This is a genomic window from Rhizorhapis sp. SPR117, from assembly GCF_021742065.1.
Genome location: NZ_JAKKIE010000072.1, coordinates 1 through 14,177, shown reverse-complemented (window position 1 = coordinate 14,177; position 14,177 = coordinate 1). Strand labels below are relative to the sequence as shown.

Below are 14,177 nucleotides of genomic sequence, written 5' to 3'. Positions count from 1 at the left end.
ATCGTCAACAACAACCAGCCCGTTCCCGACGTGTTCTCCAAGATGACCAAAATCGCAGCTTCGGGCCGACTGGGCCAGTGAGGCCGATATGCTCCCAGCCCAATGGCGCGACATGGGCAAGCAGTTCGTCCAGCACCTCGACACCGCTGGCGCGCAAATGCCGGACGGCGCGGTCGAGATAGACGGTGTTCCAGAGCGTGACGGCCGCGGTGAGCAGGGTCAGGCCAGAGGCACGATGGCGCTGGTTCTCGAAGGTGCGGTCGCGCAGTTCGCCGAGGCGGTTGAAGAAGATGGCGCGGGCGAGCGCGTTGCGGGCCTCACCCTTGTTGAGGATGCTGCCGGTGCGACGCCGCTGTTCGGGATCGTCGAACCAGTCGAGCATGAACAGTGTGCGCTCAATCCGCCCGATCTCACGCAGCGCGCGGGCGACGGGGTTTTGACGCGGGAAACCCGCCAGCTTGCGCAGCATGACCGAGGCACTGACGGTGCCGGCGCGGATCGAGGCGGCGAGCCGCAGCGTCTCGTCCCAATCCTCTTCGATCGCGCGAACGTTGACCGGGCCCGCGACAAGTTGGCGCAGCGTCGGCCAAGGATCGAGCGACGACAGGCTATACAGGCGGCGTTCGTTGAGGTCGCGAATACGCGGTGCGAAGCGGAAGCCGAGCAGATGGCACAAGCCGAAGACATGATCGACCGCCCCGGCGGTATCGGTCGCATGTTCGCGGATCACCAGTTCACTCTCATGATCGAGCAGGCCGTCGAGGACATGCGCGGCCTCGCCAGCATTGGCGGCTATGACCTTGGTATGGAACGGCGTGAAGCGGTCGGTGACGTGGGTGTAGAACAGCACGCCGGGTTCGCTGCCGTAGCGGGCGTTGCGATCGGCGCGCGCCTCGCCCTGACCGCCGGCGCGGAAGAACTGCCCGTCCGAGGACGATGTGTCGCCCGGTCCCCAGACCTGGGCGAGCGGATGCGCGGTGTGGCAGTCTACGATCGCCGCCAGCGCCGACAGGTACGTTTCATCGCGCACATGCCATTCCGCAGTCCAGCGCAGGCGTGACAATGTCAGCCCACGCGAGCTTTCCGCCATGCGCCCGAGGCCGAGATTGGTCGCATCGGCGAGGATCGACCCCATCAGCGCGGACTGGTCAGAGGCCGGCTCGCCACTGCGGGCATGAACGAAACGGTCGGCAAAGCCCGACCACGCGGCGACCTCAACCAGCAGGTCCGTAATGCGGACACGCGGCAGCATCGCGTAGAGCCGGGCCTTCAGCGCCTCGGCATCGTCGGACGGAGATCGCCGGATCGGCGAGATCAACAACTGCCCGCGCTCGATCGTTACGTCGACCAGTTCGCCGGCCGCGGCTGCGCGCTCCACCTCGGTCATGCGCTGGGTCAGCATCGCGCGCCGTTCCTCATACCATTGAGAAAAACGGGACGGCACGGCGAGGCGCAGATCGCTATCGGTGCGCATCGTCTCAAAGGCGGGCACCGGCAGCAGGTAATCGTCCAGCGTGCGATAGGCGCGGCTGCCATCTACCCAGATGCTGCCTGATCCGAGCCGTTCGCGCAGGTGGACGATCACCGCGATCTCATAGGCGCGGCGGTCGATTGTCCCTTCGGCCGGCTGCACGACCTTGTGCCAGCGTGGCTTGATGAAGCTGGTCGGCACACGCTTCGGCAGGACCGATCGGCCGTCGCGGTACATCGTTCGCAGCGCCTCGATCGCGCCGAGCAGCGGATCGCCCGATCTCGCGGTCCGGAAGGTGAAGGCGGCGAGGAAGGTCGGGGCGAACCGCCGCACGGCAGGGTAGCGTTCGACCACTTCCTCCAGACCGTCATCGGCCGCACGCGTCAGATCCTCGGCGAAGCGGATGCTGCGTTCGAGCTGATCCCAGCCCACCCGGTCATCGATCGTGCGAAAGGCGTCGCGTCCGCTCGCGCGTGCATCGACCAGCAAGCGGCCGAGCCGGACATGAAAGCGCGCCGTGTCTTTCAGCATCCGTGCCTGCCCGAGCAGCCGGTCGGACCGGGTACGGTCGGCGCGGCGGAACAGCGCCCCCACCATCTTCTCGACCATGACCAAGGCGGCATCGGTCAGCGCCGCCTCCATCTCGATCATGGAGGCGACCAGCATCGCGAGTCGGCGCGGGCGTTCGAGACGCCGGAGGTGTTGCGCAGTGACGATGCCGGCGGTCCGGGCGATGACGGCATAGCGGGCGGCATGGATACGTCGTGCCCGATCGGTTGCGATCCCGATGCCGCGCACCGCGTCGAGCCGTTCGACGATCCCCTTCAGGTTCGACGCCGATGGCGCTTCCGGCCATTCGCGTAGCCATCCCAGACGGGTGCGACCATTGTCATCGGATGCGATCAGGCGTTCGAGTGCCGCTTCCTGATCGGCCGAGCAATCGCGGATCAGTCCGGCATGGGCGGCCTTGCGTGCATGGGCCCGCACGATGAGGGCGAGCCGTTCCAGCGTCGATGCCGCAGGCAGAACAATCCGGTCGAGCCGCAGGCGATTGACCATGCCGGCGACGATCGCCTCGCCCCGATCGGTCGAGGTGGCGATCTCTGATCCCAGTGCCAGCGTCGATCGTACGTCGATCCGGTCAAAGGCGCGCAGACCAAGATACGCTTCGATCTCGGCGCGATGCTCGCGCAGCGTCGTCGCACGGGCAGAATAGTCGGCGAAGTCGTCGATCCGGCAACCGATCTGGTCGGCGAGCAGCGACAGCATGAGGGCGGGCACTGCTTCACTCGGCAGCAGCGCACGCCCCGGATGACGCAGGTAGCAGAGCTGCACGGCATAGCCGAGCCGGTTCGCTCTGCGCCGACGACGCGCTACCTGCGCGAGGTCATCGGGGCCGAGAGTGAAGAGCCGCTCGATCGTCGCGCTGTCAGAAGGCGGATCGAAGATCACAGCGCGCTGCGCAGGCGATAATATTGTTCTGGACGGCATCGGCTTCCTGTTTGTCACGCAACAGGGATGTGGCCCTGTTCATGGAGCATAGACGAGGAGACGGGTTATGTGACATTATGCAGATTGATCGACGGGCAATGCCGCTCCGTCACGCAGACGGACGTATATGTGACAACGCAGCTCGGTTACGCGCGAGTGTCCAAGGCGGATGGCAGCCAGGTTCACGACCTTCAGCACGACGCGCTGGTCGCGGCCGGCGTCGATCCCGAGCATATCTATGAGGATGCCGCGTCGGGCCGGCTCGACAAGCGGCCGGGGCTGGATGCCTGCCTGAAGGCACTGCGCCGTGATGACACGCTGGTCATATGGAAGCTCGACCGCCTCGGTCGCGACCTGCGCCACCTCGTTAACACAGTCGGCGACCTGACCAAGCGTGGCATCGGCCTCAAGGTGCTGGCCGGCGAAGGCGCGTCGATCGACACCACCACCGCCAACGGTCGGTTGATCTTTGCGATTTTTGCCGGCCTCGCCGAGTTTGAGCGCGAGTTGATCGTCGAGCGCACCCGCGCCGGTCTGGAATCGGCACGTGCGCGCGGCCGACATGGCGGTCGCCCGTTCAAGATGACGCCCGCCAAACTGCGGCTTGCCCAGGCGGCTATGGGCAAACCCGAAACCAAGGTCGCCGAGCTGTGCGCCGAGCTGGGCATCACGCGTCAGACGCTCTACCGGCATGTTACGCCGAACGGAGAGATCAGGACGGACGGACAGAAGCTTCTCGCTCGAAAAGCGCGCCCATCGATCAAGGCATGACGAATTTGAACAATCTCACGTTCGTATTCATCGGAGGGGAGCATCAGGTCCTGCATCTCGCGCCGGTCGCCGCAGAACTTAGCCTGAGCCATCCGGATATCACGGTCCGCTGCATCTGCGCCGACGACCGCACCGCCGCCGCCTTGCGCGCAGTGGCTGCGGCGATGAGAGCCAGCACGATGACCGTGACGCAGATCGCCTGGCCTTGGGCGGGCAGGATTGCAGCGCGCATAACGGGCAGCCGCTCGGCGGCGAAGGGGCCCCTGCTGGCGCGGATCCGATGGCAGGCCCGCAAGACCCAGGCCATCATCGTTCCCGAGCGCACCTCTGCGGCGTTGCGATGGCTCGGATGGAAGCGTCCGCTGGTACATTTCCGCCACGGCGCTGGCGACCGTGCACCATCCTCCGAAGCCAAGCAGAGAGCCTTCGATGCCATCTTCGTTCCCGGACAGAAAGACATCGAGCGTGCCGTCGCGCAAGGCCTCAGCCGTAAGCGGCTTTCGGCCGTGGGCTATATAAAGATCGACTATTTGCAGGCCTTGCCCACCGGACCGCGATTGTTCGACAACGATCGCCCGACCGTCTTCTACAACCCTCATTTTGATCCTGCGCTGTCCTCGATCGGGATCGCTCGCGATGTCATCGCCCGTTTCCGCCAACAGGAGCGGTACAACTTGGTCTTCGCCCCTCATGTCCGCGCGTTCGAAAACCTCGATCCGATCGCGCGAGCGCGGTGGCTGGAACTTGCCGTGCCAGAGCACATCGCGGTCGATCTGGATTCTCCCAAGCTGTTCGACATGAGCTATGCGCGGGCCGCCGACATCTATCTGGGCGACATGTCGAGCCAGCTTTACGAATTCCTCGCTAAGCCGCGGCCCGTCGCTTTCGTGAATGCGCATGGCGCTAACTGGCAGGACGATCCAAGGTACGCTGGTTGGCATCTGGGAGAGGTCGCATCAGGTGCTGACGATGTGCTTGCTGCAGTAGATCGAGCCTTCGAACGGCATCCCGACATGATCCAAAGACAGGCGAAAGCGACAGCGTTCGCGTTCGGCCGCTACGATGGCGCAATCAAACGGGCCTCATACCAACTGCTCCACACCCTGCAATCGCTCTGATCCCTTAGCGTACGTTTTCGAACATTCTCTCACCGGACCCCTCGGACTGCTGGTGAGGGGTGAGAGCCGCCTTGCGACCGAATTTGACACCACGCGCTCTTGCCTGGACACGCCCTGCGGCGGTGCGCTCGGTGATGCGCTCCCGCTCCCAACTGGCTGCGATCCCCAACACCGCGATTATTACCTCTGCAAATTGGGAAGTCGTATCAACCATCGGCTCGGCCAATGATCGGAAGCCAGCCCCGGCCTCCTTCACTGCATGGAGGATATTCAACAGATCGCGGGTGTTGCGGGCAAGGCGGTCTGTTGCCGTCACCATCAGCACGTCGCCATCATCTAGTGCGCCGATCGCGCGCTTGAGCTGGGGACGCTCGGCATTCGCTCCGCTAATCTTCTCGCGGTAGATTTTCACGCACCCAGCATCGGTGAGCTGGGCGATCTGCTGGGCCAAGTCCTGGCCGGTGGTTGAGACGCGCGCATAGCCGTAGATCATAGCCAAAATGGTGCATCAGATTTTTGCATCAGGAAAGAGGCCGGATTCCTGTGGGTTTCAATCTGATGCAAAACTTGTAACTTTCGGATCAACCCTACTGAATCAGGTCTCCTGGGTCCGGCCCTTCGTCCTCATGATCTTCCATCTCGGAAACCTCGCCCGCTGCAATTAGATCAGCCAACCTTACAGCACCGCGAACCAGAGAACTCTTAATCTGTGCCGTAAAGGCCGATCTCTGGGGCGGGTCTTTATACATGATGGCATTTTGCAAGTTTGTGTGGCTTGTGCCTTCTACATTAACAAGCACAGGCTTAAACTCACCTGGCCTATCCGCATCGGCTTCTAAGCGATAAGTCATAAATATGATATTGACCTGCGGGTCATTCTTAACATCGCTAGTTTTCATAAATGCCGCGCGGCCTAGTATATATTGATATACTTGCTCAGGAATAACCGCGACGATTTTCGATTTCCAATGGTGATGGAAATAGCCTTTTCGGATGAGTTGGGTAATATAACGCTTGTATACGTTGTCCCAATTGAATCCGTATGTCGGCTTTTTCTCTAGATCTTCTCCAGCTCGCAAAGCCTGATAAGCAGGAAAAACAGATCCAGTAATATCAATGGCCTGAAGCTCTACCGACAGGAATTGGTCGATTTCCTTATCACTCTTGACGTCTGCGATAACGAAATCGACATTCCCGAAGCCCTCCATTTTGACTTCGCGGGCGATCTGCGGATCAGTAGGCTTCTCACCCGGCCAGCAATGTTCGATGACCTCTGTCAGAAAATCGACAGCGTAGAATCGCTTCGGACAGACGAAAATCAACTCTGGCCCTTGGGTCGATTTCCGGGGTGCAGGCTTCCAAAGACTGCACACGGGATAAGGCTCGCTGGGGAGTTGTGTGCTGCGCTTGGGGCATCGCGACTGAATGTACGGGCACTCGAAATCGGCGGCAGCAGGATCGACACCCTTTGCCGCCCGCCGACCTAATACCTCTCCAACAATCGACTCAGGTTCAAACGGCAATCGGGAGTTCCTCACGCAGGCTGGCTTTCACCTGCTTAGAGGCCATCCCTGCCGTATCCGCAAGAAGTAGTGCTTCGGCAACGCACTTCCCGAGTAGAGGCGGGACCGCATTACCGACCTGCACATATTGCTCTGTGCTGTTACCCTTGAACGTGAAGAAATCAGGGAATGATTGTAGCCTTGCTGCCTCGCGAACCGTGAACGAACGATCTTGGACGGGGTGAATATAGGCCCCCCAATGCACATCGCACTTGGTCAATACTGTGCATGACAGGTCTGTTTTTTTGGGTCGACCATATCGCTTGGTATGATCGCTACGCTTGGCCAACTTCATGCCTGCGGGCAACAGGTCGATCGGTATGTCCCGCCATGATCCCCCAGCGGGAATATGTCGCATCCGCTCCTGGTTGATCCGCGATAGCTTAGATGCGGAATGGTTCTGCACGATAGTGCAGTCCCCTCTCAACAAAGCCTGATAGCTGTTTTGAGGCCGTTTTCCGTATGGTCGCGGCCCTGCACGATCGCCGTTTTCCAACTTAGGAAGATCGGAAATAGCATCCCAAACTGTCACGAAGGGCAACAAGCCTGGGCCATGTGTTTGTTCGGGGAACAAGATTGGCGCATCGGTGCGCGTGGCAATGAAAAACACGCGCCTGCGCTCTTGGGGCACCCCATATTCTTCGGCGCGGAGTACCTTCATATCGACGCGATAGCCGAGGCTTTTCATACCCTCGAATATCTCATGCACGATGCCGCCCCCGCCGATCGACGTGATGCCGGTTACGTTCTCCATCACGATCCAACGCGGCTGAATGCCCTTCACGATCCGAAGATACTCGCGAAACAAGCCTGCGCGTGGGTCATTGACGCCTCGCTGGTGATTATAAACCGAATAGCCCTGGCACGGAGGACCACCGACGATCACGTCGATTTCACCCTTCTTGACGCCAGCAGCCTTTAAGAGCTGCTGTGCTGTAACGTCTTGGATCGGCCCGCCAATGAACTTGGCTTCTGGGTGGGTCGCGGAAAATGTCTCGCCTGCCCGGTCGTCATAATCCTGTCCCGCTAAGACGTGGAAACCCGCTTGCCGAAACCCCTCGGAAAGGCCACCGGCTCCGCAGAAAAGATCGATGACGGTCATGTTATGGCGCGATTTCATCGGCTCCCCCTACGCTTCAATCCTGTCAGGGGAAGCGGCAGTTGCTGCTCATCCCCATCAGTACGCTCGATCAACGAGCTGATCGCATGACGGCCAAGCCATGCCTTCGACACCTTCGACCGAGCCGCAAGCCGATCGAAAGCGGCATATTCATCTTCGGACAGATTAACGGTGATCCGGTTTTTCGACGGCATAAGTTGCCTCACTTTGCCGCAAAGTGCAGCACCTTGCATCTCTATGCCTCCGGTTCAACGCTTAGTCAATTTCAAGTTTGTTCTCTTTTTGTTCTCATAAAAAGCCTGCAAATGCAATGCTTTCTGGAGGTAAATCTGATACAAATGTCGTCGCTATGACCATCATACCGATCGACCTTCCCGCGCTCCGCGCCCAGGTGCGTGCTATGGACTATGTACGCGGCACCGCTGCCGAAATGGAACAATGGCGCGAGGCCAACGCCGAGGCGTGCGCCAATCTGGCGATCGAGGGCATGGACCTGACCATCGAGGAGCACGCCATGCTGGCGATGTTCATGGAAGAAGGCGTGCCGCCCTCGCTGGTGCCGCAAATCATCCTGAGCCTTTACGGCAAAGGATCTACCTCGACCGCTCCCGCTCCCGCTCCTGCTTCCGCTCGACCCTGATCCGTTTCCCCAGCATTTCCTCGTGGATCGGTTCGACCACGACCTTGGACACCCCGCCCTCATCCCGGCTTTTCAGCGGATCGAACACCCGGCCCTTGTCGAGCTGATCCGCGATCCAATCATGTGCCCGCGCCACATCAGCGGCAATGACAGCAGGATCGTTTCTATTCAAAGTCTCTGCCAGATGCTTGGCGAGGCGATAATGCCGGTATGCATTCTGTAATTCAGGATCGGCGTCGGCCTCCGGGCCTGTCGCAATGCGGAATCGCGCGCCAAGCGACACTGGCGCGCCCTTCGGGGCCGCGCTGGCCTGGTCGCCGGTCAACCGGTCGATCGCCTCGGCCATGACGCCGAGCTGCCCCTGCATGGCTTCGACTTGGGCGGCCAGATTCTCGACCGCCGCCAGCACCGCGCGCTGGGTCGCCAGCAGCGCCATTACCGGATCGTCGCCGTCATCCTCGCTCATCGCTCTATGTCCCTGTCCTGCTCACGATCGCGCCGCCGCTCGCGTTCTAGCGGATCGTGCTTCCCGATCTTGTCGAGCCGCCCCGCAATGCGCTCGGCCGCGCTGCCTGGCTCCGGCCCATCCCGATCGCGTTCGCCACGCTGTGCGGTCGCCTCCGCGATCCGCTCGGCCGCCCCGCGATCGGCGGCTTGGTCCTGACGGCCCCATGCCGCGCCCAGGCGATCACGTAGGCCCTGCGCCATGCCCTTGGCCTTGTCGCCCAGGTTGCGCATTGTCTCCGCGATCCTGGCGCTGATTTCGCGCAGCTGCTGGGTCAGCTCGCGCCGCTCCTGATTGCGTGCCCGCACCGCCCGTTGTTCGTCCCCGCGCTCGGTGGACGTGCCCTTGCGCTCCATCGCCACCGCCGCCAGCGGCACCTTGCCCATCGGCTCGCGGTCGAGGTCGCTTTCCCTTTCCGCGTCTCCCCGATCGCGGGCAGCCTCGCGCTGATCCTTGAGCGACCGATGATCGATGCGCTCATCGCACCCCGCCCGTTCCAGCGCCTGGTTGGCATGGTCCGCCCATGCCGCCCGCCACCCCTCAAGCCGTTCGCTGGCGTTCCAATCGCGGTTCTTCTTGCCGAACCCTTCGCCGGTCAGGTCGCGCATCGTCAGCATGACATGCGCGTGCGGCTGCTCCTGCCCGTCGGCCGAATGGCCCCGATGCAGCGACACGTCCGCAATCATCCCCTGCGACACGAAATGCTCGCGCACATATCCCTCGACCAGTGCCCGCCGATCTTCCGCGCCCAATTCACGTGGAAGGGAGATTTCGACCTCGCGGGCCAGCTGGGCGTCCTTGCGCTTCTCGACCGCCTCGACGCCGTTCCACAGGCGCGAGCGATCGAGCATCCAGTCCGGCGTGCGATCGGGGGCCATGATCTCCCGATGCTCGATGTCCGACTTGCGCGTGTAGTCGTGGCATTTGCCCAGGCGCTCGTCGGTCAGCCGCTCGCCTGACCGGTAGGCGGCGGCAGCGACCGCGCTGCGCCCGCTGGCCCGCGAGATGACTTTGACAGAGCAATGGTAGATCGCCACGGACCGCGCGCCTTCTAACTTCCTTCACTTAAGGGGGAAGCCGTCCGGCGGGGGCAAAGCCCCCACGAGGACCACGCACATCGCGCAGCGATGTATAAGCGTGCCCTTATCTTCGCTAAGGTAGCCTTGTTGCGATCCTCTTGCTATAGCGAACTGACAAGGAGGACCGCTATGGCGCGCACGCCCGTTGAAGAACGCCTTGAGAAAATGCGCGAAGACGAGCGCAAACTACGCGAGCGACGAAAGGCTCTTGAGGCACGGCTTTCCGCTGAACGCCGCAAGGCTGAAACCCGCGAGCGCATCATGCTGGGCGCGTTTATCCTTCACCACATAGACGAGGATACGCCCACGGGTCGCCAGCTCGCCCCGCTCCTGCAACGCGAACTGCCGATGTTCCTGACCCGCGAGCGCGATCATGCCCTTTTGCAGCCGCTGCTCGCTCGCCTGAAGAACCTCGAACGTGGACGGGAGGAACAATGAGCGGGCCGATCGTCGGGGAAGACAATAACGGTGGCTGCTGTCTAGCTGTCGTCGGTAGCCTGGCTGTCCTGCTCGGCACGTCCTGGCTGCTCGAAAAGGTGCTACCGACCGCGATCGCCAGCACCATTGCCTGGGTCGCGCTCGTCGTCTTCCTCGTCCTGGTCTGGAAGTTTGCCTTCAAGGGCCGCCGCAACGCGCTGCTCGGCTCGGCCGCCTTCGGTGGAATCGATGACGTGCGCGCCCTCGCGAGCAACAAGGGCGATCTTCTGATTGGTCGATCCTTCAGGACCGGCAAGCTGCTGCGCTATGACGGCCCCGCCCATCTCCTGACCATGGCCCCCACGCGCAGCGGCAAGGGTGTGGGCACCATCATTCCCAACCTGCTGATCATCGACCGCTCGGTGATCTGCATCGACCCCAAGGGCGAGAACGCCCGCGTCACTGCTCGCACCCGCGCCACCAAGGGCAAGGTGTGGTGCCTCGATCCCTTCGGCGTCTCCGGGCAACCCGCCGCCCGCTATAATCCGCTCGACCGGCTCGACCCGGAAAGCCTCGATCTGGCCGAGGACGCCATGACGCTGGCCGATGCCCTAGTCCACGATTCCGCAGGGCAAGGCGGCGAGGCCCATTGGAACGAGGAAGCCAAGGCGCTGATTGCGGGCCTGATCCTCTATGCCGTGGTCCACGAGGATCGCGAGCATCGCACCCTGGCGACGGTGCGCGACTATCTCACGCTCGCCCCCAAGGACTTTGCCGATCTGCTCGTCCTGATGCAGGACAGCCGCGGCGCCGGCGGCCTCATCGCCCGCGCCGGCAATCGCCACCTCGGTAAGTCCGACCGCGAGGCCGCAGGGGTGTTGTCCTCGGCCCAGCGCCATACCCATTTTCTCGATAGCCCCCGCATCGTCGCCAGCACTTCGGCCTCCGACTTCACTTTTGCAGGGTTGAAGGAGGGGGTTTCCACGGTGTTTCTGTGCCTGCCCCCTGACCGGCTCGATGCCTATTCCCGCTGGCTGCGCCTGCTGGTCGCCCAGGCGCTCACCGACATGGCGCGTTCGCCGGTCAAACCGGCGCGGCCCGTCCTGTTCCTGCTCGATGAGTTTGCTGCCCTAGGCAGACTCGAACCCGTCGAGCGGGCGATGGGCCTGATGGCCGGATACGGGTTGCAGCTCTGGCCGATCTTGCAGGACATGCACCAGTTGCGCGCCCTCTATGGCGAGCGTGCAGGCACCTTCCTGTCGAATGCCGGGGTGTTGCAGGCGTTCGGGGTGAACGACCATGCGACCGCCGAACTGCTGTCCAAGTCGATGGGACAGGAAACCCTCGAATTTCGCACGGCGGGCTACTCCGAGACCCATGGCAGCATTTTTGAGCGTAGTAAGCATACCCGCTCGACCAGCACCCAGGTCAGCGCCCGCAACCTCATGAACCCCGACGAAATCATGCGCATGGGGCCGGACGAACAGCTGCTGATGATCCAGGGCAAAGACCCCCTCCGGGTCCAGAAAATCCGATATTACGATCAGCGCGAGTTCGCGGGGCTGGCTGATCCTGCCTGAGACGGCCCTAGGAGACGCGATCCGCACGATAGCCCCCCCGCAGCGCATACCCTTCGGCGGTTCCTCCTAACCGTCTCTGTGCCCTCCACAGGGACTAACAGGGCGATGGCGCACCTGACTTCGCCGTGCTTCTCCCCTGGGAAGCCTGCGGCCGGTAGGCCGCCTTGTGACGGCGAAGCCGTCGCACATCAAAGGCGCATTGGCCGAAAGGCCAATTCCATATTCCTCGTCCTTTAGAGCGGCATTCTCTTCGCGCGCCCGCGTTGATTCTAGATTCTGGGATTCTATGATTCAGGGGGTGTCAAACACATTGAATATAAAGGCATATTCCGGACTTTCATGAGGAATGGGGTGGAGCATCATGAGAAATGGGGTGCCCTATTGTGAGTTTTGGGGTGGGGGTATCATGAGAAATGGGGTGCGTGAGATGAGAGCAATTTGTCTCTCATCTCATAATACCTTGACCTTGCCCGCCCCTCGCCCGAATGTCCGATTATGGACGGGACAGCCGACACAACTGGCCGCACGATGGAAGTGGCACGGATCGAGAAGGAACGCGGTTCCGACACGATAGTGCAGCCGCGCGAACTGGTGGAAGTCCGCTATGCGAGGGGGGTTTCCCTGAGCCTGTCAGCGCGCAAGGTCTTTGCCTTGATGATGCACCAGGCCGCTGGCGATGCCTGGCGCGACCAGGAACACAGAATCGCCAAGCGCATGTTGCGCGGCTCCCACAATTCCAACGATCGCCTTACCGAGACGATTGACGAGCTGATGGGCATCTTCTTCGCAATGCCCGACAAGGTGGACGGCGACCACGGGCGGCGCACCTTCCAGATGATCGAAGAGACGTTTGAGGGAGGGGAGCAGGGGTGGTTGATCTACCGTTTCACCCGGCGTGCGCGCGACCTTCTGAAAGACAGCGAAGCCTACGCCCTCCTGCATCGGGCAACGGTGCTGGCCTTCGACAGCAAATATGCGCTCGAACTATACCAGCTCGGAGCCTTGCTCTACCGACGAGACGTGCCGATCTGGCGCGGCGATGTGGAAACCCTGCGCGCCAAGCTGGGCGTTCCAGAGGGGGCTTATAGCTCGTTCGCTGACTTACGGCGTTTCGTCCTCGATGCCGCGACGGCCGAAATCAATCAGCTTGTCCCACAATTCTCCGTGGCGTGGGACGTTGCAAAAAGGCGGGGCCGCAAGGTCATCGAGGTCGCAATAACCTTCCGCCGCAAACCACCAATCGCAGCGGTTGCCGCCGAAGAAGAAAACGAGCGACATCGCGCCGGTCGCCGCGCCCGTCGAGATGGGACGGCAGAGACGATAATGGACCCCAGTGCGATCATCGCAGCGACCGCTGCAAATCTGGGTGTGTCCGATGTTTTACGCTGGCCTGCCGACGATCAGGTGACGGAATTTGGCGCGGTCGAGTTGCATGCGATCGGCGTCACCTATGGTGGAGGACACGCGGTTCAGCGATTGGCGGATCAATATGCGCGAGTGCGAGCCGACAAGCGGCGTCAGCTCCGAGGCGATGCTCTGCGTGAAGACTGGACGACTTGGGTAAGGGGTTGCGCGGAAAAATGGAGTAAACCCTAGTGGTTGTCGCTCTTTGGGTTTCACGATACCCTATAGAAACAGGGATACGTTCCCGGTTGGAAACGGGGGAATAAAGCATGGCAACCGTCTCGATGACGAAAGGGGCCGAACTGGCCGGGGTCAGCAAGGGGACCGTCTCAAAAGCTCTTAAATCTGGTCGTCTTAGCTATGCTGAGAAGACCGATAACGGCTACCTCATAGACACTTCCGAACTATTCCGGGTGTTCCCCCCGAAACAGAAAGAAACGGTTGCCGAGTCCCGCTCCGAAACCCCTTCTGGAAACAGCGAAACCCCAATAAATTCAGGGGGGTTGCAACGTGAGATTGAACTGTTGCGTGAACAGTTGCAGGACCGCGATAGCGTAGTTGCCGATCTACGGCAGAGGCTCGACAAATCAGAGGATGAGCGGCGAGAGGCGCAGGCGCGGGTGATAGGATTGCTGACCGGCCCGGAGCCTGCGGAATCCAAGCGCGGCTTTTTTGGTCGGTTGTTCGGCAAGGCAGATGATTGATCTGCGCGCAGCTCGCTATCGTCCGACGAGCCGCGATATCGTTGCCTGACTGACGTCAAACAGCGCCGCGACGGTGCGCTGCGTATCACCAGCAGCCAGTCTCTCCAGTGCCTCGGAGGGGGCCGGTGAGAGAATGTTCGAAAACGTACGCTAAGCATCCCGACCGTTCCGATGGAGGCGGAGCGGCCTGAACCGCTCGCGGGGCTTGTCCATCTCGCTCCACAGATAGTCGCCAGTGAGGCCCAGTCGGCCCGAAGCTGCGATTTTGGCCATGTTGAAGAACAAAGATTGAACATGGCGATCTACCAGGCTCGC

At 61.6% G+C, this 14,177-nt stretch carries 14 protein-coding genes and 1 pseudogene; 7 read left to right on the top strand and 8 right to left on the bottom strand.

Annotated features, from left to right (window positions below; translation table 11 throughout):
- Positions 1-4: 4 nt before the first annotated feature.
- Positions 5-2,962 carry a Tn3 family transposase gene (locus L3X40_RS18665; protein ID WP_237366935.1) on the bottom strand — a complete coding sequence of 986 codons (2,958 nt, stop codon included), beginning with the start codon at positions 2,960-2,962 and terminating at the stop codon, positions 5-7.
- A 129-nt stretch (positions 2,963-3,091) separates the two neighbouring features.
- On the opposite strand from L3X40_RS18665, the gene L3X40_RS18660 reads away from it, so the two are divergent.
- Together L3X40_RS18660 and L3X40_RS18655 are read left to right on the top strand one after the other, a co-directional pair.
- On the top strand, positions 3,092-3,733 hold the full coding sequence (locus tag L3X40_RS18660; RefSeq protein ID WP_066046204.1) for a recombinase family protein: 642 nt from the start codon (positions 3,092-3,094) through the stop codon (positions 3,731-3,733).
- Positions 3,730-4,851, top strand: a complete 1,122-nt coding sequence (locus L3X40_RS18655) for a hypothetical protein (RefSeq protein WP_020817427.1) — start codon at positions 3,730-3,732, stop codon at positions 4,849-4,851. Before L3X40_RS18660 ends, L3X40_RS18655 begins: the two co-directional genes overlap by 4 nt.
- Positions 4,852-4,855: 4 nt before the next feature.
- On the opposite strand, the gene L3X40_RS18650 is transcribed toward L3X40_RS18655, so the two are convergent.
- The 4 genes from L3X40_RS18650 to L3X40_RS18635 form a co-directional block, all read right to left on the bottom strand.
- Positions 4,856-5,344 (bottom strand): recombinase family protein, encoded by a 489-nt coding sequence (locus L3X40_RS18650; RefSeq protein ID WP_237366934.1) that lies wholly within the window; start codon positions 5,342-5,344, stop codon positions 4,856-4,858.
- A gap of 94 nt (positions 5,345-5,438) precedes the next feature.
- A complete protein-coding gene (locus L3X40_RS18645) occupies positions 5,439-6,374 on the bottom strand; it encodes a NotI family restriction endonuclease (RefSeq protein WP_158230102.1) in 936 nt (311 codons plus the stop codon).
- Complete coding sequence (locus tag L3X40_RS18640; RefSeq protein ID WP_051132691.1) at positions 6,364-7,515, bottom strand: DNA cytosine methyltransferase; 1,152 nt, start codon at positions 7,513-7,515, stop codon at positions 6,364-6,366. Before L3X40_RS18640 ends, L3X40_RS18645 begins: the two co-directional genes overlap by 11 nt.
- 14 nt (positions 7,516-7,529) lie before the next feature.
- Positions 7,530-7,727 carry a ribbon-helix-helix domain-containing protein gene (locus L3X40_RS18635; RefSeq protein ID WP_022684616.1) on the bottom strand — a complete coding sequence of 66 codons (198 nt, stop codon included), beginning with the start codon at positions 7,725-7,727 and terminating at the stop codon, positions 7,530-7,532.
- A 155-nt stretch (positions 7,728-7,882) separates the two neighbouring features.
- Between L3X40_RS18635 and L3X40_RS18630 the strand changes: the two genes are divergently transcribed.
- Positions 7,883-8,173 carry a hypothetical protein gene (locus L3X40_RS18630; protein ID WP_021316102.1) on the top strand — a complete coding sequence of 97 codons (291 nt, stop codon included), beginning with the start codon at positions 7,883-7,885 and terminating at the stop codon, positions 8,171-8,173.
- Here the strand turns inward: L3X40_RS18630 and L3X40_RS18625 are convergent.
- Together L3X40_RS18625 and mobQ are read right to left on the bottom strand one after the other, a co-directional pair.
- The gene (locus L3X40_RS18625; protein ID WP_021316103.1) at positions 8,127-8,639 is read right to left on the bottom strand and encodes a hypothetical protein; all 513 of its coding nucleotides are present in this window, start codon (positions 8,637-8,639) and stop codon (positions 8,127-8,129) included. The two genes, L3X40_RS18630 and L3X40_RS18625, sit on opposite strands and share 47 nt — an antisense overlap.
- Positions 8,636-9,715 carry a MobQ family relaxase gene (gene mobQ / locus L3X40_RS18620; protein ID WP_021316104.1) on the bottom strand — a complete coding sequence of 360 codons (1,080 nt, stop codon included), beginning with the start codon at positions 9,713-9,715 and terminating at the stop codon, positions 8,636-8,638. The genes L3X40_RS18625 and mobQ overlap by 4 nt, the downstream gene beginning before the upstream one ends.
- Before the next feature lie 171 nt (positions 9,716-9,886).
- Here mobQ and L3X40_RS18615 point away from each other — a divergent pair, with 171 nt between their 5' ends.
- The 4 genes from L3X40_RS18615 to L3X40_RS18600 all read left to right on the top strand — a co-directional run bounded on the left by L3X40_RS18615 (position 9,887) and on the right by L3X40_RS18600 (position 13,862).
- Positions 9,887-10,195 (top strand): hypothetical protein, encoded by a 309-nt coding sequence (locus L3X40_RS18615; RefSeq protein ID WP_022684617.1) that lies wholly within the window; start codon positions 9,887-9,889, stop codon positions 10,193-10,195.
- Positions 10,192-11,754 carry a type IV secretory system conjugative DNA transfer family protein gene (locus L3X40_RS18610; RefSeq protein WP_021316106.1) on the top strand — a complete coding sequence of 521 codons (1,563 nt, stop codon included), beginning with the start codon at positions 10,192-10,194 and terminating at the stop codon, positions 11,752-11,754. The genes L3X40_RS18615 and L3X40_RS18610 overlap by 4 nt, the downstream gene beginning before the upstream one ends.
- A 495-nt stretch (positions 11,755-12,249) precedes the next feature.
- Positions 12,250-13,350: a replication initiation protein gene (locus tag L3X40_RS18605; protein ID WP_044663677.1), complete on the top strand. Its 1,101-nt coding sequence runs from the start codon at positions 12,250-12,252 to the stop codon at positions 13,348-13,350.
- Positions 13,351-13,427: 77 nt separating this feature from the next.
- Positions 13,428-13,862: a cell division protein ZapB gene (locus L3X40_RS18600; RefSeq protein WP_021316108.1), complete on the top strand. Its 435-nt coding sequence runs from the start codon at positions 13,428-13,430 to the stop codon at positions 13,860-13,862.
- Between the two features lie 15 nt (positions 13,863-13,877).
- Here the strand turns inward: L3X40_RS18600 and L3X40_RS22560 are convergent.
- Positions 13,878-13,979 (bottom strand): annotated as a pseudogene (locus L3X40_RS22560) (recombinase family protein); the annotation flags it as partial.
- Positions 13,980-14,177 lie beyond the last annotated feature (198 nt).